We start from the raw sequence: 17,720 nt of genomic DNA on the forward strand, positions 1-17,720 counted from the left end.
CGGCGCAACCCCGGGATGCAGGCGCTCGGGTCGTGCACGTAGGTGACCAGACCGTAACCTTGATCGACTCACCGATGGACCACCCCTCGCCGCACCGCGTTATCCGGTGGACAGTGAGAGGAGTATCCAGCGTGGACACCTGCAGCGGGACGCCCGTCAGCTTGACCCTGGGTCGACACCGGATCGAGGGTGTCCTGCGGGCCGTGGGCGAGTTCGTCGAGATGCCCGGCGCGCCCGGAAGCCCGGCGCGCCGGCTGCGCAACCTGATCCTCGATTTCGGCCAGGCCTGCGCCCCGGTCGAGGTGTGGCTGGCCGAGCCGGAGCCGCAAGGCCCCCAGCTCCCCACGCCCCATCCCACCCCTAACTCTTCATCAAGGTTTTGAGCACCTCCAGGATGTCGTCGCCGCGGCAGGGCCGGGCGACGAAGCGGGCATGGGCGGGCATCCGGTCGGGATCGGGCTTGCTGCGCCCGGACACGACGACGATCGGCAGGTCCGGCCGCATCTGCGCCGCGCTGCGGGCGAGGTCGAAGCCGTCCGTCTTGCCGGAGAGCTCGACATCCGTGATCAGCGCGACGATGTCCGACCTGCCGGTCAGCAGGCCGAGGGCGCGCTCGGCGGAGGCCGATTGCAGCGCCTCGTAGCCGGCCGCGTCCAGCACGTCGCTGAGATCCATGATCGTCAGCGCCTCGTCCTCCACCACCAGGATCACGGGCCGCTCGTGCTGGGTACCGTCCTTGGCCTTCACGGTGTCGTTTTCCACGTCGCCTGTCCTCGCCGGTCGCACCTGTCCACAACACCCGCCGGGAGGCGGCACGATGGGACGGGCGGTCTCCTGTTGTTCGGGCGGCCGATCCCGGCCGACCGGCGCCCACACGCCGGCCGATGATCGAAACGGCCGATACCCTGCGCCGGTTGCAGCGGCGCCGTGTCCGTCCGACGAGGAATTGTCGGGCTTCCGCAACCTCCCGCCCATCTCGCGCTTGCGTCGCGGCCCGCGCCCCGCTAGAGGACGGCACCTGACCGGCACGGGCGCTCCGCCGCCCCGCCGATCTGGCCCGGAGAGGTGGCCGAGTGGTTGAAGGCGCACGCCTGGAACGCGTGTATACGGGCAACCGTATCGAGGGTTCGAATCCCTCTCTCTCCGCCAGGATTTCTTCCCCGACATCGACCCTGACGATCCGCCCGAGCGTGCGGGATACCGGGGGCGGGTGCGCGACATGACCCCGACGATTCGCGAGATCGAGGATGCCGACGTGCCGGCGGTGATCGCCCTGTGGCACGAAGCCGGCGTGGCGCGGCCCTGGAACGACCCGGCCACCGACATCGCCTTCGCCCGCCGCGGCCCGCACGGCACCGTCCTGGTGGCGGAGGCCGACGGGCGCATCCTCGCCAGCGCCATGGCCGGCGAGGACGGACATCGCGGCTGGCTCTACTACGTCGCGGTGGCGCCCGGACAGCAGGGCAGCGGGCTCGGGCGGCGGATGGTCGAGGCGGCGGAGGCCTGGCTCGCGGCGCGCGGGGTCTGGAAGGTGCAGCTGCTGGTGCGCCGGGAGAATGACGGCGTCCTCGGCTTCTACGACCACCTGGGCTATCGCGACACCAACGCGGTCTGCCTGCAGAAGGTGATTGCGAAGGGGTGATCGGCGGCCGAACCGACGTCGGACGAACACACAAGTTTGCTTTGTCCCATCCACGGCACCTCAGGACGAGGCCGTGGATCGGAGGAATCGAAGACGGCTGGGAAGGACGGGACGACCCCTCACCCCTCCAGCCCCGGCCAGACCACCCAGTGCAGGTCCGGCGTCTCGGCAAACAGCCGGCGGTGCTGGCTCACGGCGTAATTGTCGGTCATGCCGGCGATGAAGTCGGCGACGCGGCGCGGGGTGCGGGGATCATCGGAACCGGAGAGACCGGCGCTCCACTCCTCCGGCATCCGGGTCGGGTCGCGCCGGAAGGTGGAGAACAGGTCCTCGACGATCGAGGCGGCGCGCCGGCGCACCGCCATCACGCCGGGATGCCGGTACATCCGGGCGAACAGGAACGTCTTGATGTCCCGGTCGGCCGCCGCCATCGCCTCGGAGAAGGCGGCCACCGGCGCCGCGGCGTGGCGGATCGCGGCGGCGTCGGCGGGCTGCAATGCGGAGAGGCGCCGCTCGGCCTCGGCGATCACGTCCTCGACGAAGCGGGTGATGACCCGACGGGCGAGCTCGTGCACCACCCGCGAGCGTTCGAGGCCCGGATAGGTGCCGCGGATCTCGTCGAGGAGACCGCCGAGGAACGGCACCTCCTTGAGGTCGTCGAGGGTGAAGAGGTCGGCCCGCAACCCGTCGTCGAGGTCGTGGGCGTCGTAGGCGATGTCGTCGGCGAGCGCCGCGACTTGCGCCTCGGGGCCGGCGAAGGTCGCGAGTTCCAGGTCGTGCTGGGCGTTGTACTCGGTGATCGCCACCGGGATGCCGCTCGTCGCGTAGTGCGGCGTCGGCCGGCCGTCCCGGGTCAGGAGCGGGCCGTTGTGCTTGACGAGGCCCTCCAGCGTCTCCCAGGTCAGGTTGAGCCCGTCGAAGGTGGCGTAGCGGCGCTCCAGCCGGGTCACCAGACGCAGGGCCTGGGCATTGTGGTCGAAGCCGCCGTGATCGCGCATGCAGGCATGCAGCGCATCCTCGCCGGTATGGCCGAAGCAGGTGTGGCCGAGGTCGTGCGCCAGCGCCAGGGCCTCGGCCAGATCCTCGTCGAGGCCGAGCGCGCGGGCCAAGGCCCGGGCGATCTGGCTCACCTCCAGGGTGTGGGTCAGGCGGGTGCGGTAATGGTCGCCCTCGTGGTGGACGAAGACCTGCGTCTTGTGCTTGAGGCGCCGGAAGGCGGCCGAATGCACGATCCGGTCACGGTCGCGCTGGAAGTCGGTCCGGGTCGGCGACGGGCTTTCGGGGATCAGCCGCCCGCGCGACGCGAACGGATCGCTGCCGTAGGGGGCCCGCCAGCGCTCGCCTGTCCGTCTCACGTCGCAGCTCCCGTTTGCCATCCGTGCGCCGCTGTTGCGGGCGCACGGCACTCTTGCGTCTCATGCGCCGCTGGTGCGGCGCACGTCGTCCATTCTCAGCCGTGCGCCGCAGTTGCGGCTCACGGCCGGCATTCTTATGTTGCCTTCGCACGCCGGACCCCCACCCGAGAAGCCGTCGATGACCCCGATCACCCTGACGTCCCGCGCCGCCCGCCGCATCAACGAGATCATGGGCGCCGAGCCCCCCGGCTCGATGCTGCGCATCAGCGTGAATGGCGGCGGCTGCTCCGGGTTCCAGTACGCCTTCGACATCGCGAAGGACCGCGCCGCGGACGACCTCGCGGTGGAGGTCGACGGCGCCACGGTGCTGGTCGACCCGACCTCGCTCCCGTACATGGAGGGCGCGACGATCGACTTCGTCAACGACCTGATCGGCCAGTCGTTCAAGATCGAGAACCCTCAGGCCACCGCCTCCTGCGGCTGCGGCACCTCGTTCTCCCTGTAATTCCGCCTCCACGTTTCCGGGACGCTCCGCCATGACCCGCTCCTCCACAACGGGCGTGGCCCGGGCTGCGCTCGGCGCTCTCGCCTGCGCGACGCTGACGGCCGCCCTGCCGGTGCTGCCGCCCTTCGCCGGCCCGGCGCTGGCCCAGACGACACCGACCCAGGATGCCGCGGCCCAGGGGGCCGTGGTCGCCCTCGACGAGGTCGTGCTGCCGCTCGGGCCCGTCACCCTGAAGGCGCCGAAGATCGAGCTGCGCGGCACCGCCCTGTCGCGGGACGAGGCGCGGGCGATCCTCGATCCGGCCGGCCCCGCGCCGTGGCGGACCCGCCTGGACAAACTCTCCGCCCGCGAGATCGTGATCCCGGTGCTGCGGGTGGAGCAGCCGACCGGCGGGCGCGTGCAGGTCGCGGTCTACCACGACGTCGTCGCCCGGGACGTCGCGGCGGGCCGGATCGGCACGCTGGAGGCCGGTGGCGCCACCCTGACGGTCGAGGGGCCGGGCCCCGACGCCGCCGGCGCCTACGGCCGGTTGAGCGCCCGCGAGGTCGACCTGCCGGGCCTCGCGCGCCTGTTCACCGAGCCCGGCGGGCCCGACGCAGCCCCGGTCCGGATCTATGGCGGCGTCACCGCCGAGGACATCGCGCTCACCAACCCCGACGGGGCGGCCCTGCGCATCGCCCGTATCGATGCCCGCGACCTCACCGGCCGGCCGACCACGATCCCGTGGGCGGAGTCGGCGCGGGCGCTCGCGGAGGGCGCCGGGAAACCGGCGGGGCCGGACCGCTCCCGCCTGTCGGGCCTCGCCGCCGACCTCATCGACGGGATCGGCGTCGGCGGGCTGGAGATCAGCGGCGTCACCTTCGCGGCGCCGGGTGTCGGGCCTCGGCCGAACCCGGTCCGGGCGAGCCTCGCCCGCGTGACCTACGGCCTCGAGGACGGGGCCGGCCGGATGAGGGCCGAAGGCCTGTCCGTCGATGCCCCGGCCGGCCGCGTCGCCCTCAAGGGCCTGACGCTCTCCGGCCTGTCGCTCAAGCCGGTGCTGGAGGGCCTGCGCCGCGCCGCCGCCGGCCCGCTCGACCAGGCCGAGCTGCGCCGCTACGCCCCGGGGATCGGCCGCATCGCCCTGGAGACGCTCGACGTCGACCTGCCGGCCCAGCCCACGGCCGAGGATCCGCTGAAGGCGTCGGGCCCCCTGCGCTTCGCGGTGCGCAACGCCGACCTCGCCATGAGCGACCTGCGCGACGGCGTGCCGACCGCCTCGCGCCTCGCCTTCGACGGCTTCACCTGCGCGGTCCCGCCCGGCACCACGGCGCCGGTCCTCGCCGACCTCGCCGGCCTCGGCTACACCAGCCTCGACCTCTCCGGCACCGCCGAGACCCGCTGGGACGAGGCCGCCCGCGAGGTCATCGTCAAGGACGTGACGCTCACCGGCAAGGACATGGGCACCGCCCGGATCACCGGCACGATCGGCGGGATCGGCAAGGAGGTGTTCGACCCCGAGCCGATGGTCTCCTCCCTGGCGCTGCTCGGCGCCAGCGCCAAGTCCCTGGGCCTCACCCTCGAGAATGGCGGCCTGTTCCAGCGCTTCGTCGATCAGCAGGCCAAGGCGCAGAGCCTCAAGCCCGAGGAGCTGCAGCGCGAATACGGCACCGCCGCGATGCTGGGGATCCCGGCGGTCCTCGGCGGCTCGCCCTCCGCCAAGGCGCTGGGCCAGGCGGTGTCGCGGTTCGTGGTCAAGCCCGGCCGCCTCTCGGTCAGCGCCGCCGCCAAGGATCCGGCCGGCCTCGGGCTGATGGATTTCAGCACCGCTCCGAGCCCCGGCAAGATCTTCGACCGCCTGACGGTCGACGCCACGGCGGAGTAGCGGCGGGGATCGAGGAGCCCGGTCCCGCACACGGGCCGACATCTCTCTACATCGCCCCGGAACTCGACGAAGTCGAGAACCCCGGGATCCATAACCGCTGACGAGGCAGGACGAGGCGGATCGCGTACCGTCTGGTTCTACACCGTCGGCGGTCATGGATCCCGGGTTCCGCTGCGCGGCCCCGGGATGACCCGGAGGGCTCGCTTCGGTTCGGTGAAACACGGCACGCAATCACCCTGCAACGGCGATGTCGCACAGGTCCCTCCATCGACGGTCCGACGCGGCCGGATGAAGGAAGAGCGATGCAGACCATTGTGAGGATCCTGGCCGTCACCGCCATCCTGATCGGCCCGGCCGGCCTGACCCCCGCCGAAGCGGCCCATATCGTCCCGATCGATTTGGCGGGCGGCACCGCGGCCAAGGCGCCGGCTCCGGAGAGCACCTGCCCGCTGCGGGCGTGGCCGTATATCGGCTGACGGAAAAGAGGCCGGCCCCGGGCGGGGACCGGCCTTGCGTGCCGCCGGGCAGGCCCGGCAGCGCCGATGGGAAACGAGGACGCGGGGTTCCCTCCCCGCTCAATAGGCGTTCTCGGTCTTGAACAGCGCCAGCGGGGTCATCGCCAGGATCTGCAGGTCGAAGAACACCGACCAGTTCTCGATGTAGTACAGGTCGTGCTCGACGCGGCGCTGAATCTTCTCGTTGGTGTCGGTCTCGCCGCGCCAGCCGTTGATCTGGGCCCAGCCGGTCATCCCGGGCTTCACCTTGTGGCGGGCGAAGTAGCCGTCGACGATCTGGTCGTAGAGGGTGTTGGCCGCCTTGGCCTGGAGGGCGTGCGGGCGCGGCCCGACCAGGGACAGCTCGCCCCGCACCACGTTGATCAGCTGCGGCAGCTCGTCGAGCGAGCTCTTGCGGATGAAACGGCCGACCCGGGTCACCCGCGGATCGCCCTTGGTAACGATCTTGTTCGCGGCGTAGTCGCACTGGTCGATATACATCGACCGGAACTTGTAGATCTCGATCACCTCGTTGTTGAAGCCGTGGCGCTTCTGCCGGAAGAAGACCGGGCCCGGCGAGGTGAGCTTCACGGCGAGCGCCACCGCCAGCATCACCGGCGAGAGCAGCAGCAGCAGCACGGCGCCGACCGTGCGGTCGAACACGCCCTTCACCACGACGTCCCAGTCGGCGATCGGGCGGTCGAACACGTCGAGCACCGGCACCGAGCCGAGATAGGAGTAGCTGCGCGGGCGAAGCCGGAGCTTCGAGGCGTGGGCCGAGAGGCGGATGTCGACCGGCAGGACCCAGAGCTTGGCCAGCATCTGAAGGATGCGCGCCTCGGCCGAGATCGGCAGCGTGAAGACGATCAGGTCCACCTTGGTGCGCCGGGCGAAGGTGACGAGGTCGCTGACCGTGCCGAGCTTCGGGTAGCCGGCGACCACGTCGGAGGAGCGGCCGTCGTTGCGGTCGTCGAAGAGGCCGACGACCTTGAGGCCGGAATCGCCCTGCGCCTCGATGGCCCGGATCAGCGCCTCGGCCGGCTCGCCGCCGCCGACGATGGCGACGCGCCGGTCGAAGCGGCCGCGGCGCATCTGCGCGCTCACCACCAGCGACAGGATCAGCCGATCGGCCACGAGCAGCGCCAGCCCGCCGCCATAGACGGTGCCGAGCCACAGCCGCGAGTAGTTGTCGCCGAGCTTGGCGAAGAACAGCACGGTGGCGGCGAGCAGCATCACCAGCGACCAGCCGAGCACGACCCGGGCGCCGACGCTGAAGAAGGCCCGGAACGCGCGGATGCCGTAGGCGCCGAGTGCCTGCAGCACCAGCACGTTGAGGCCGGCGAGCCCGAGGATCGCCGCGACGTAGCCGAGATGGAGCGGCACGGCGCCGGCGAGCAGCCAGCGCTGGGCGCACAGGCCGGCGAGCGCCACGAGAACGAACTCGACGGCCCGGACGCAGCCGGTGAACACCACCGGCGACACGACCGGGTCCGGCCGGACCGGCGCCACCGTCTCGGCCGGCGGCACGGCCTCGCGCTCCGGGCCCGAGCGACCGAGCGGCCCGGCCGGGTCGGCCGCCACCGTCTTGAGGATGTCGCGGACGTCGAACGCACTCATGGCACGGTTCTCATGGCACGGCTCTCATGGCACGGTTCCGGTCTCGGCCGTGACGGGGAAACTCCCGCATCGTCCGGGGGTTAGGATTGCGATCCTGCCGGCAAGCCCTGAGGGAAGGCTTAAGGCGACCGCGTCGGGTTTGTCGAAAATCGGCGGCAACCGGCGCGGCGGCGTCTAGCGCCGGGCCCGGGCGGCGGCGTAGCCGGCGAGCCCGTCCTGGGCCATCCGGTCCATCGAGAAGCGGCAGCGGACGAAGGCGCTGAGCGCCGCCGCCTCGCCGGCGCGCTCTTCCGGATCCTGGTCGATCTTGCGCAGGATCGCCCCGCCGAGGGCGGCGACGTCGCGCGGCGGCACCAGGGACGGCGCGGCGGGGCCGAAGATCTCCGGGATGCCGCCGACATCGGTCGAGACCAGAGGCTGGGCGGCGGCGGCCGCCTCGAGGATCACGTAGGGCAACGACTCGGCGAGCGAGGGCACGACCATCACGGTGGCGCGGCTCAACGCGGCGCGGATCGGCTGGGGCGGCTCGAACTGCACGTCCTGGGTAAGGCCGAGGGCGGCCACGCGCTCGCGCAAGGCGACCTCGTCCGGACCGGAGCCGACCACCAGCAGGGTCAGGCGCCGCCCGTGCTCCCGGCGCAGGCGCGCCAGCGCCTCGAACAGCACCGGCACGCCCTTCGCCTCGCGCAATTCGCCGATATAGACGAGGTCGAACGGATCCGGGGCCGGGGTGATCGGGGCGAACTCGGCGGCCGAGATGCCGTTGTGCACCACCCGCACCAGCCGCTCGGTCGGGCCGACATAGGCCCGGTAGCGCCCGGCGATGTAGTCGCTCTCGAACAGGAAGACGTCGGTGCGGCGGGTCAGCACGCCCTCCGCCGCCATGTAGAGACGGTGGAGCGGCGTGCCCGGGCGGTAGTTGAAGCTGCCGCCATGGGGCGTGTAGGCGCGCACCGGCTCCGCCTCGCCGAGGGCGGGCACCAGGCGGGCGAACAGACCGCCCTTGGAGCCGTGCCCGTGCAGCACGGTGGGCGTCAGGCGGCGCACGAGGCCGGAGAGCGCCGCCAGCGCCGCGAGGTCGGCCGGGTGCGGGTTGCGGCGCATCGGCAGCCGGGTGATGCCGAGGGAGAGATGCGGCGCCAGCTCGGCGAGCACCGCCTCGGCCCTGGCGCCCCCGGTGCTGGCGTCGCAGAACAGGCCGACGGCGTGGCCGGCCTCCGCCTGCAGCCGCGCGACGTCGAGGACGTGGCGGAAGAGGCCGCCGACCGGGGCCCGGAAGACGTGCAGGATCCGCTCGCGCGCGGCGGCCGCCGGCGGCGGCACCGGCGGCGCGACCGCCATGGGCGCGGGATCGGCGTCGAGGCGGAGTTGGGAGGCGGCCACGGGCATGTCCTCGGAGACGGATGGCGGCGCCGCGGCGCGCGGCTGCCGATATCTCGCCCCAGGTCCGTGGGCATGAAGTTAAGCGGACGGAGGGAAGACCAGCCCGGACCGCGATGGATGAGGGCGTGGTTAACCGCCGGTCAGCGCAAGTCCAAGGCTTCGCGCGATCCGTCAGGTATCAGAACCACCGCTCCTTGACGACGATCGTGTCGCCGGGACGGACCGGGTAGGTCATCGGCACGATGCCCGAGACGAGGCCGGTCGGCCCCTCGCGGGTGAGCACGGCGTAGTCGCGGGCGGCGCGGGGACCGAAGCCCGCGGCGATCGCCACCGCGGTCTCGACCGTCATGCCGCTGACATAGGGGTACTGGCCCGAGGTGGTGACCTCGCCCAGGATGAAGAACGGCCGGTAGACCTCGACCTCGACGGTGACGTGCGGCTCGCGCACGAAGCCCTGGCGCAGGCGCGCCTCGATGGCGCGGGCGGCCTGGGCGGTGCTGCCTGCCGCGACCTTGATCGGGCCGATCAGCGGCATGGCGATGCGCCCGGCCCCGTCCACCGCGTAGATGTTCGAGAGATTGTCCTGCCCGAACACGATCACCCGCAGGCGGTCGCCGGCGGCGAGCGAGTAGGCGGCGCCGATCGAGCCGGTGCCGGTCTCGTCGAGGAGCGCCGTGCGGTACTCGGGACGCAGGCAGCCGCCGAGCGCGAGCGTGGTCGCCAGACCTGTGAGAAGGGCGCGTCGGTTCATCGCTTCCGGCCAGTTCAAGTCGTGTCGGTGGTCTTGTCCCCAGGCCTAGAGTGTCGTGGTTAATGAACTCTGACCTGCCGGCGCCGATCGGCGGACCGGCACAGAGGATTCGGGTCTTAACTGCACGGCAACCTTAATCGAGTGTGCTGGCGGCAAGGCCCGGTCCGGGCCAGCCCCGCCTCCTCATCGACGGTCCGCAATGCCCCGCGTCTTTCCCTTCGCCGAGCGGTCGCATGCCCGCCTGCCCGACCGCCTGGCCGGCCGGGGGCGCCAAGAGCCCAAGAGCAAGGCGTCGAAGGCCCAGGATTCCAAGAGCGCGGATTCGCAGGATCCCGGCACCGAGACCGCGGCAAGGACCAGGATGGGACGGAAGCAGGCGACGGTCGTCGGGACCGACATCCCCGACGCGACGATCCGGGAGCGCCGCAGCGAGGACGGCCTGACCCTCGGCGATGTCGGCCGACTGCTGGGCCGGCGCTGGCTCGTCATCCTCCTGCCGACCGTCGCGGCCTTCGGGCTCGCCGTCACCTTCGTGCAGGTCGTGCCGCCGCGCTACACGGCGGAAGCGAAGCTCCTGCTCGAGAGCCGCGACAGCGCCCTCACCCGGCTGCAGCAGGACCGGGGGGAACTGCCCCAGCCGATCGACGAGCAGGCCGTGGCGAGCCAGGTCCAGGTGGTGATGTCGCGCGACATCGCCCGCGAGGCGATCAGGAGCCTCGGCCTCGTCGGCAATCCCGAATTCGACCCGATGGTCAACGGCGTCGGCGGCCTGCAGCAGGTGCTGGTGATGCTGGGCCTCGCCCAGAACCCCCTCGACCGCGAACCGGTCGACCGGGTGCTGGAGAAGTACTTCGACCGGCTGCTGGTCTATCCGGCCGGCAAGTCGCGCATCCTGACGATCGAGTTCCGGTCGAAGGATCCCGAGCTCGCCGCCAGGGCGGCCAACACGATCTCGGACCTCTACCTCTCCTCCCTCGCCGCCGCCAAGGTCGACACCGCCCGCTACGCCTCGACCTGGCTCGGCACCAACATCGAGACCCTGCGCAGCCGCGTCGCGGAGGCCGAGGCGAAGGTCGAGGCGTTCCGGGCCCGCAACGGGCTGATCGGCAGCGGCGGCACCGCCAACCAGCCGCTGGCGGCCCAGCAGCTCGCGGAGATCTCGACCCAGCTGACCCAGGCCCGCGCCGCCCAGGCCGATGCCGGCGCCAAGGCCAAGCTGATCCGCGAGATGATGCGGGACGGCCGCGGCTTCGAGATCCCGGACGTCGCCAACAACGAGCTGATCCGCCGCCTCGTCGAGCAGCGCATCGGTCTCAAGGCGCAGCTCGCGCTCGAGGCCCGAACCCTGCTGCCGCAGCATCCGCGGATGAAGGAGCTGCGGGCCCAGCTCGAAGGCCTGGAGGCGCAGATCCGCGCCGCCGCCGACCGCGCCGTGCGCACGCTCGAGAACGATGCCCGCATCGCCGGCAGCCGGGTCGAGAGCCTGCAGGCGGCGGTGGACGCGCAGCGCACCATCGTCGCCAAGGCGAACGGCGACGAGGTCGAGCTGCGCGCCCTCGAGCGCGAGGCGAAGGCCCAGCGCGAGCAACTCGAATCCTATCTCGGCCGCTTCCGCGAGGCCGCCGCCCGCGACGCGGCGAGCGCCGCCCCGGCCGATGCCCGCGTGGTCTCCCGCGCGGTGGTGCCCGACCTGCCCTCCTTCCCCAAGAAGCTGCCGATCATCCTCTTCTCCACGGTGATCGCCCTGCTGTTCGCGATCGGCAGCGTCGTCGCCAAGGCGCTGCTCGCCGGCGATCCCCCGGGCCGCGGCCGCGGCCGCCCGCCCCTGCGGCGGCCGGAGAGCGAGCCGGTGCCGGACGCCACCGTCGCCACGGCGCCCGCCTTCGCCCCGGCGATGCCGGCGGCGGCCTCCGCCACCCGTCCGGCCGAGCCGGAGGTGGCCGCCGAGCCGCTCGTTGCCGCGGCGCCAGTCCTGGCCGCCGCGCCGGTCCTGGCCGCCGCGCCGGTCCTGGCCGCGGAGCCGGTCCCGACGGCGAAACCGGTGCCGTCCGCAGAGCCGTCGCCGTCCGAGGCGGTGCCATCCCGGACAGCGTCGCCCCCGGCGATGCCGGCCGTCGCGCCGGCGCCCCTCGCGGCCGCGCACGCCCCTGCCGATCCGGTGCCGCCGGTCGAGCCGGTGGCGCCCGCCGCGACGATCCCGCCCGTCGCGGACGCCCCCCTTTCCCCCGCCCCGGCCCGGCTGCCCTTCGAGGCCCGCTACGACCTCGACGTGCTGGTGGCGCGCCTCGACGCGATCGAGACCGCGGGCGGCGGCCGGCGGGTGCTCCTCGTCGGCACGGGCGGCGAGACCGATCACGACGGCCTCGCCCGCAGCCTCGGCCGCGTCGCCTCCCTGCACGGCCGCGCCCTCCTGGTGCGCCTCGACGAGGCGCAGGAGGACCGTCCGGGCCTCATCGACCTCGTCGCCGGGCGGGCCGACTTCAGCACCGTAATCCGGCCCGATGCCGGCCCGCGTCTCAACCTGATCGGCCGCGGCCACGGCGACGCCGAGACCCTGGTCTCGGGGCGCGACGCCCTCGGCCTCACCTTCGACGCCCTCGGGGAGGCCTACGACTGGGTGATCGCCTGCATGGACGACGGCTTCGCCGCCGAGACCTGGCCGCTGGTGAGCGCAGTCTCGGCCTGGATGGACGCGGTGGTGATCGCCTCGAACGCCGAGGCCGACGATCCGCGCCTCGTCGGCCTGTACGACACCGCCGAGGCCGCCGGCGTGCCTGAGGTGATCGTGGCCCAGGACCGGGCGCCGGCCGAGATGCCGGTACCGTCCCAGAGCCTGCGCCGGACGGCCTGAGCGGGCGTCCCCGCGCGACTCGCTCGGGGCGCCCGCTCGGGGATGCGCCGATCGGCGCCGGTGTCCCTCCGGGCGGAAAACATGCATAAGGTGAGAGACCGCCCCTTTCCGGCCGCCCGCACCCCGAGCGGGCGGCCCCGAGACCCCGCCATGCGCCTCCTCCTCGCCACCGCCCTCCTCGCCCTCGCCGCCGGCACCGCCGCGGCGCAGACGGAGACGCCCGCCCCGCTCGGATCCACCCCCACCGGCATCACCGCTCCCGATGCGGCGCCGGCGCCCCCCGCCACCGGCCGGCGCCAGCCCCGCCGGGTCGAAGAGGCGGCTTCCGCGCGTTCAGCCAAGCCGGCCGCCGCGAAGGCCGACTCGGCGGATTCCCTCCGCAAGGCCCAGGCCGCCACCGCGGCCCGCGACAAGGCCTGGGACGCCCGGATGAAGCGCACCCTCGGGTCGATCTGCCACGGCTGCTAGAGCATTGCCCGACGGAGCGGGTCCCCGGTTCGTCGCAGAACATGCCGCAAAATCAGTGATCTGGAGCATCGTTCGATTGCAGCGGGATCGAACGGTGCTCCAGAGCCCGACCGCGAATCCCGACCGGAGGCGCCGCCGATGATCCGCTTCGAGGGGGCGGGAAAAACTTATCCCGGTCAGGCCCGGCCGGCGCTCGACGCCCTCGACCTCACGGTCGAGGCCGGCACGACCTGCGTGCTGATCGGCCCGTCGGGCTGCGGCAAGTCAACCGCCCTGCAGATGGTCAACCGCCTGGTGGTGCCGAGCACGGGCCGGGTCCTGGTCGAGGGCCGGGACGTCGCCGGGCTCGACCCGATCGCCTTGCGCCGCCGCATCGGCTACGTGCTGCAAGGCGTCGGGCTGTTTCCGCACCGCACGGTGGCGCAGAACGTCGCGACGGTGCCGGGCCTCCTCGGCTGGGCGCGAGCGCGGATCGCGGAGCGGGTCGACGCGATGCTCGACCTCGTCGGCCTCGATCCGACGGAGTTTCGCGAAAGGCGGCCGGACGCGCTCTCAGGCGGCCAGCGCCAGCGCGTCGGCGTCGCCCGGGCGCTCGCCGCCGACCCGCCGGTGCTGCTGATGGACGAGCCGTTCGGCGCCGTCGATCCGGTCGCCCGCGCCCGCCTGCAGGACGAGGTCCGGGGGATCCTGGGGAAGCTCGACAAGACCGTCCTGATGGTCACCCACGACATCGACGAGGCGGTGCGGATGGGCGACACGGTCGCGCTGATGCGCGACGGGCGCCTCGTCCAGGCCGCGCCGCCCGCCGCCCTGCTCGCCGCCCCCGCCGACGCCTTCGCGGCGGAGTTCGTCGGCGGCGACCGGCTGCTGCGCCGGCTCTCCCTGCTGCCCGCCCGCGACCACGCCGAGCCGGGCCCCGCCGGCGACGCGCCGCGCCTGTCCGCCGCCGACGCCTCGCTGAAGGACGCCCTGGCCTTGATGCTGGCGAGCGGGCGCGATCGGGTCGGGCTGGAGGAGGGATCGGTGAGCCTGTCGCGCCTGCGCGCCGCGGCGGAGGCCGCGCCGCCGGCGTGAAACTTTATCTGCGGCCCCCGATAGTGTAGGCGCGGCGATCCGTTCCGCCCGTTCGCGGCGCGCGTTCCCCCGCGGGTGCGCCGCCGCCCCCGAGGTCGCCCCCGATGTCCACCCGCCTCGCCGACACCTTCGCCCGCTGCCGCGCGGAAGAGCGCGCCGCCCTCGTCACCTACGTGATGGCGGGCGACCCCGATGCCGAGACCTCGCTCCGGATCCTGCGCGCCCTGCCGGAGGCAGGCGCCGACATCGTCGAGTTCGGCCTGCCCTTCACCGACCCGATGGCGGACGGGCCGGCGATCCAGGCGGCGGGCCTGCGGGCGCTGAAAGGCGGGCAGACCCTCGCCGGCACCCTGGAGCTGGTGCGCCGGTTCCGCGCCGAGAATACCGGCACGCCGGTGATCCTGATGGGCTACTACAACCCGATCTACACCTACGGCGTCGCCCGCTTCCTCGACGACGCCAAGGCCGCCGGCATCGACGGGCTGATCGTGGTCGACCTGCCGCCGGAGGAGGACGACGAGCTCTGCCTGCCGACGATCGAAGCCGGCCTGGCCTTCGTCCGGCTCGCCACGCCGACCACCGACGAGGCGCGGCTGCCGGCGGTGCTCGCGAACACCGCGGGCTTCGTCTACTACGTGTCGATCACCGGCATCACCGGCACGGCGACCCCGGATTTCGGCGTCGTCGGCGCCGCGGTCGAGCGGATCCGCCGCCACACCGACCTGCCGGTGGTGGTCGGCTTCGGCGTCAAGACCGGCGAACACGCCGCGGCGCTCGCCCGCGCCGCCGACGGGGTGGTGGTGGGCTCGTCGATCGTCGCCGCGCTCGCCGGCACGCTCGACGCCGAGGGCCGGGGAGGACCCGGCTCGGTCGAGGCGGTGACGACTCTCGTGCGCGAGCTCGCCGACGGCGTGCGCGCCGGCCGCGCGGACTAGAGCATCTTCCGACGAAGCGGATACCGGTTCGCCTCAGAAAATGCGGCAAAATCAAAGACTTGGATCGCCGCCTGATCGCAACGCGATCGGCGGTGCTCCAGAGCCGCGATCCCCATATCACCGACACGAATCGACGACCGAGGAGCGATCATGGTCGAGGCGATGAACTGGATCTCCGAGGTCGTGCGCCCGAAGATCAAGACGCTGTTCAAGCGCGAGACGCCGGAGAACCTCTGGGTGAAGTGCCCGGAGACCGGCCAGATGGTCTTCCACAAGGAGGTGGAGGCCAATGGCTGGGTGATCCCGGGCTCGGAGCACCACCTGCGCATCACCGCGCAGCAGCGCCTGAAGCTGATGTTCGACCAGGGCACCTGGCTCGACGTGCCGCTGCCCGAGGTGGCGCCCGACCCGCTGAAGTTCCGCGACGAGAAGCGCTATGCCGACCGTCTCAAGGACGCTCGCGCCAAGACGGGCATGACCGACGCGTTCAAGGTCGGGTTCGGGCGCGTTGCCGGCCTGCCGATGACGCTGGCGGTGCAGGATTTCGGTTTCATGGGCGGCTCGCTCGGCATGGCGGCCGGCGAGGCCTTCGTGCGCGGCGCCGAGACGGCTCTGGAGAAGCGCACGCCCTACGTGCTGTTCGCGGCCTCCGGCGGCGCACGGATGCAGGAGGGCATCCTGTCGCTGATGCAGATGCCCCGCACCACCGTGGCGGTGCGCCGGCTCAACAACGCCCGCCTGCCCTACATCGTGGTGCTGACGAACCCGACCACCGGCGGCGTCACCGCCTCCTACGCGATGCTCGGCGACGTGCACTTCGCCGAGCCCGGGGCGCTGATCGGATTCGCCGGCCCGCGGGTGATCGAGCAGACCATCCGCGAGAAGCTGCCCGACGGCTTCCAGCGCGCCGAGTACCTGAAGGAGCACGGCATGGTCGACCAGGTCGTGCACCGGCGCGACCTGAAGGGCGCGATCGCAGGCCTGTGCGGGCTGCTGATGCAGGTGCCGGCCGAGGCCCCGGCGGGGACCGCGGAGGCCGAGACGAAGCCGGAGGCCCGGCAAGAGGCCAGGCAGGATGCCAAGCCCGTCCCGGCGTGAGGCGGCGCCCTGATCCTCTCGCGTCCCGCGGCCGGTCCGGCCGCGGGCGAAGCAGAGCGGCACAGGGCAACTCTGCTTCGCTTTCTGGTTTCGCATCATTTGCGGCGCCGAACCGGTGACCACCTCGGCACCGGCCGTCTTGCGGCCGGCGGAATGATGCTTAGGTCCGTCCAGTCCCCCGCGAGACCGACGATGGAATCCTCCGACGCCCTGATGGCGCGCTTCCTCGCGCTGCACCCGCGCACCATCGACCTGTCGCTCGGCCGGATCGAACGCCTGCTCGCGGCTTTGGGCCACCCGGAGCGGCGCCTGCCGCCGGTGATCCACGTCGCCGGCACCAACGGCAAGGGCTCGACCATCGCCACCATGCGGGCGATCCTGGAGGCCGGCGGCCTCTCGGCCCACGTCTACACCTCGCCCCACCTCGTGCGCTTCCACGAGCGCATCCGCCTCGGCGCGGTCGGCGGCGGCCGCTTCGTGCCGGAGGACCGGCTGGCGGAGGCCTTCGCCCGCTGCGAGGCGGTGAATGCGGGCGCGCCGATCACGGTGTTCGAGATCACCACCGCGGCGGCCCTGCTGCTGTTCTCCGAGGCGCCCGCCGACGTGCTGCTGCTGGAGGTGGGCTTGGGCGGCCGGGTCGACGCCACCAACGTCATCGACCGGCCGGCCTGCGCCGTGGTGACGCCGATCGGCCGCGACCACGCCGAGTATCTCGGCGACACCGTCGAGGCGGTGGCCGGCGAGAAGGCCGGCATCTTCAAGCGCGGCTGCCCGGCGGTGATCGCCCCCCAGGACTACGCCCAGGCCGATGCGGTCTTGTGCGCCCGGGCCGAGGCGGTCGGCGCCGGGCCGATCCTCGTCGGCAACCAGGATTTCTCCGCCCACGAGGAGCGCGGCCGGATGGTCTACCAGGACGAGGACGGGCTCCTCGACTTGGCCCGGCCGAAGCTCGCCGGGCGCCACCAGATCGTCAATGCCGGCACGGCGATCGCGGCGCTCCGCGCCGCGGGCTTCGGCGACATCGGCACCGAGGCCTTCGAGGCGGGGTTGTCCGCCATCGAGTGGCCGGGCCGCCTGCAGCGCCTGCGCCGCGGCCGCCTCGCCGGCCTCGTCCCGGCGGGCGCCGAGCTCTGGCTCGACGGCGGCCACAACATCGACGGCGGGCGCATCCTGGCGGCCGCGATGGCGGACCTGCAGGAGCGCGGCGACGCGCCGCTCGTCCTCGTCTCCGCCCTCCTCGGCACCAAGGACGCGGAAGGGTTCCTGGCCAACTTCGCCGGCCTCGCCCGCTTCCTGGTGGCGGTGCCGCTGCCGGGCCAGATGGCGGCGCGTCCGGCCGAGGAGGTGGCGGAGATCGCCGGGCGGGTGGGGCTCTCCGCCGTGACGGCGCCGAGCCTCGAGGCGGCCCTGGTCTCCCTGGGCGACCGGGCCTGGGAGCGCCCGCCGCGGGTGCTGATCTGCGGCTCGCTCTACCTCGCGGGCGCCGCGCTCTCCGCCAACGGCACCCCGCCGACCTGAGGCGACGGCCGCCCTGCAACGACCCGTTGCAAAACGGTGAATCGGGGGGAACGGGACAACGGTTATATGAGCGGGGAAACCCGGGATGATTTGCCGGCAGGCTTGACATTACCCGGCCTCCCGCCCCCTCCCGTGTCGTTGCCGCACCGATGTGGCTGAACTGCT

At 72.7% G+C, this 17,720-nt stretch carries 16 protein-coding genes and 1 tRNA gene; 12 read left to right on the top strand and 5 right to left on the bottom strand.

The genetic code is table 11. From position 1 onward, the window contains the following. Positions 1-161 precede the first annotated feature (161 nt). Positions 162-383, top strand: coding sequence for a hypothetical protein (locus DK412_RS06115; RefSeq protein ID WP_204165507.1), 222 nt, complete (start codon positions 162-164; stop codon positions 381-383). Here DK412_RS06115 and DK412_RS06120 read toward each other — a convergent pair. Then, positions 361-762, bottom strand: coding sequence for a response regulator (locus tag DK412_RS06120; protein ID WP_245447448.1), 402 nt, complete (start codon positions 760-762; stop codon positions 361-363). The two genes, DK412_RS06115 and DK412_RS06120, sit on opposite strands and share 23 nt — an antisense overlap. 297 nt (positions 763-1,059) lie before the next feature. Between DK412_RS06120 and DK412_RS06125 the strand changes: the two genes are divergently transcribed. Beyond that, positions 1,060-1,149 (top strand) — tRNA-Ser (locus DK412_RS06125). A gap of 70 nt (positions 1,150-1,219) precedes the next feature. Beyond that, on the top strand, positions 1,220-1,642 hold the full coding sequence (locus tag DK412_RS06130) for a GNAT family acetyltransferase (RefSeq protein WP_109975091.1): 423 nt from the start codon (positions 1,220-1,222) through the stop codon (positions 1,640-1,642). Between the two features lie 119 nt (positions 1,643-1,761). Here DK412_RS06130 and DK412_RS06135 read toward each other — a convergent pair whose 3' ends face one another. Then, positions 1,762-3,018, bottom strand: coding sequence for a deoxyguanosinetriphosphate triphosphohydrolase (locus DK412_RS06135; RefSeq protein ID WP_109971228.1), 1,257 nt, complete (start codon positions 3,016-3,018; stop codon positions 1,762-1,764). 157 nt (positions 3,019-3,175) lie between these two features. Between DK412_RS06135 and DK412_RS06140 the strand changes: the two genes are divergently transcribed. From DK412_RS06140 to DK412_RS30560, 3 genes are all read left to right on the top strand, one after another. Further along, the gene (locus tag DK412_RS06140) at positions 3,176-3,502 is read left to right on the top strand and encodes an iron-sulfur cluster assembly accessory protein (RefSeq protein ID WP_093566294.1); all 327 of its coding nucleotides are present in this window, start codon (positions 3,176-3,178) and stop codon (positions 3,500-3,502) included. A gap of 31 nt (positions 3,503-3,533) precedes the next feature. Next, positions 3,534-5,366: a hypothetical protein gene (locus DK412_RS06145; protein ID WP_109971229.1), complete on the top strand. Its 1,833-nt coding sequence runs from the start codon at positions 3,534-3,536 to the stop codon at positions 5,364-5,366. Between the two features lie 302 nt (positions 5,367-5,668). Then, a complete protein-coding gene (locus tag DK412_RS30560) occupies positions 5,669-5,842 on the top strand; it encodes a hypothetical protein (protein ID WP_204165508.1) in 174 nt (57 codons plus the stop codon). A 99-nt stretch (positions 5,843-5,941) separates the two neighbouring features. Here the strand turns inward: DK412_RS30560 and DK412_RS06150 are convergent, their stop codons facing one another. The 3 genes from DK412_RS06150 to DK412_RS06160 all read right to left on the bottom strand — a co-directional run bounded on the left by DK412_RS06150 (position 5,942) and on the right by DK412_RS06160 (position 9,611). Beyond that, entirely contained in the window at positions 5,942-7,477 is a 1,536-nt protein-coding gene (locus DK412_RS06150) for an undecaprenyl-phosphate glucose phosphotransferase (protein WP_109971230.1), read from the bottom strand. A gap of 174 nt (positions 7,478-7,651) precedes the next feature. Next, positions 7,652-8,818, bottom strand: coding sequence for a glycosyltransferase family 4 protein (locus DK412_RS06155; RefSeq protein WP_245447712.1), 1,167 nt, complete (start codon positions 8,816-8,818; stop codon positions 7,652-7,654). Positions 8,819-9,038: 220 nt separating this feature from the next. Then, entirely contained in the window at positions 9,039-9,611 is a 573-nt protein-coding gene (locus DK412_RS06160; protein WP_109971232.1) for a polysaccharide biosynthesis/export family protein, read from the bottom strand. Positions 9,612-9,972: 361 nt separating this feature from the next. Between DK412_RS06160 and DK412_RS06165 the strand changes: the two genes are divergently transcribed. The 6 genes from DK412_RS06165 to DK412_RS06190 all read left to right on the top strand — a co-directional run bounded on the left by DK412_RS06165 (position 9,973) and on the right by DK412_RS06190 (position 17,555). Beyond that, a complete protein-coding gene (locus tag DK412_RS06165; protein ID WP_109975092.1) occupies positions 9,973-12,462 on the top strand; it encodes a GumC family protein in 2,490 nt (829 codons plus the stop codon). A 150-nt stretch (positions 12,463-12,612) separates the two neighbouring features. Then, the gene (locus DK412_RS06170; RefSeq protein WP_109971233.1) at positions 12,613-12,930 is read left to right on the top strand and encodes a hypothetical protein; all 318 of its coding nucleotides are present in this window, start codon (positions 12,613-12,615) and stop codon (positions 12,928-12,930) included. Between the two features lie 138 nt (positions 12,931-13,068). After that, complete coding sequence (locus DK412_RS06175) at positions 13,069-14,004, top strand: ATP-binding cassette domain-containing protein (protein ID WP_109971234.1); 936 nt, start codon at positions 13,069-13,071, stop codon at positions 14,002-14,004. 104 nt (positions 14,005-14,108) lie between these two features. Then, on the top strand, positions 14,109-14,939 hold the full coding sequence (gene trpA / locus DK412_RS06180) for a tryptophan synthase subunit alpha (protein WP_109971235.1): 831 nt from the start codon (positions 14,109-14,111) through the stop codon (positions 14,937-14,939). 150 nt (positions 14,940-15,089) lie between these two features. Next, positions 15,090-16,037 carry an acetyl-CoA carboxylase, carboxyltransferase subunit beta gene (gene accD / locus DK412_RS06185; protein WP_109971236.1) on the top strand — a complete coding sequence of 316 codons (948 nt, stop codon included), beginning with the start codon at positions 15,090-15,092 and terminating at the stop codon, positions 16,035-16,037. 192 nt (positions 16,038-16,229) lie between these two features. Then, entirely contained in the window at positions 16,230-17,555 is a 1,326-nt protein-coding gene (locus DK412_RS06190) for a folylpolyglutamate synthase/dihydrofolate synthase family protein (protein WP_109971237.1), read from the top strand. Positions 17,556-17,720 lie beyond the last annotated feature (165 nt).

It is taken from the genome of Methylobacterium sp. 17Sr1-1 (assembly GCF_003173775.1).
Classification (GTDB): domain Bacteria; phylum Pseudomonadota; class Alphaproteobacteria; order Rhizobiales; family Beijerinckiaceae; genus Methylobacterium.

What these genes read in the sequence shown, in the direction of transcription:
- DK412_RS06130 (WP_109975091.1), top strand. Translation starts at nt 1,220, where the DNA reads ATGACCCCGACGATTCGCGAGATCGAGGATGCCGACGTGCCGGCGGTG.
- DK412_RS06135 (WP_109971228.1), bottom strand. Translation starts at nt 3,018, where the DNA reads ATGGCAAACGGGAGCTGCGACGTGAGACGGACAGGCGAGCGCTGGCGG.
- DK412_RS06140 (WP_093566294.1), top strand. Translation starts at nt 3,176, where the DNA reads ATGACCCCGATCACCCTGACGTCCCGCGCCGCCCGCCGCATCAACGAG.
- DK412_RS06145 (WP_109971229.1), top strand. Translation starts at nt 3,534, where the DNA reads ATGACCCGCTCCTCCACAACGGGCGTGGCCCGGGCTGCGCTCGGCGCT.
- DK412_RS30560 (WP_204165508.1), top strand. Translation starts at nt 5,669, where the DNA reads ATGCAGACCATTGTGAGGATCCTGGCCGTCACCGCCATCCTGATCGGC.
- DK412_RS06150 (WP_109971230.1), bottom strand. Translation starts at nt 7,477, where the DNA reads ATGAGTGCGTTCGACGTCCGCGACATCCTCAAGACGGTGGCGGCCGAC.
- DK412_RS06155 (WP_245447712.1), bottom strand. Translation starts at nt 8,818, where the DNA reads ATGGCGGTCGCGCCGCCGGTGCCGCCGCCGGCGGCCGCCGCGCGCGAG.
- DK412_RS06160 (WP_109971232.1), bottom strand. Translation starts at nt 9,611, where the DNA reads ATGAACCGACGCGCCCTTCTCACAGGTCTGGCGACCACGCTCGCGCTC.
- DK412_RS06165 (WP_109975092.1), top strand. Translation starts at nt 9,973, where the DNA reads ATGGGACGGAAGCAGGCGACGGTCGTCGGGACCGACATCCCCGACGCG.
- DK412_RS06170 (WP_109971233.1), top strand. Translation starts at nt 12,613, where the DNA reads ATGCGCCTCCTCCTCGCCACCGCCCTCCTCGCCCTCGCCGCCGGCACC.
- DK412_RS06175 (WP_109971234.1), top strand. Translation starts at nt 13,069, where the DNA reads ATGATCCGCTTCGAGGGGGCGGGAAAAACTTATCCCGGTCAGGCCCGG.
- trpA (WP_109971235.1), top strand. Translation starts at nt 14,109, where the DNA reads ATGTCCACCCGCCTCGCCGACACCTTCGCCCGCTGCCGCGCGGAAGAG.
- accD (WP_109971236.1), top strand. Translation starts at nt 15,090, where the DNA reads ATGGTCGAGGCGATGAACTGGATCTCCGAGGTCGTGCGCCCGAAGATC.
- DK412_RS06190 (WP_109971237.1), top strand. Translation starts at nt 16,230, where the DNA reads ATGGAATCCTCCGACGCCCTGATGGCGCGCTTCCTCGCGCTGCACCCG.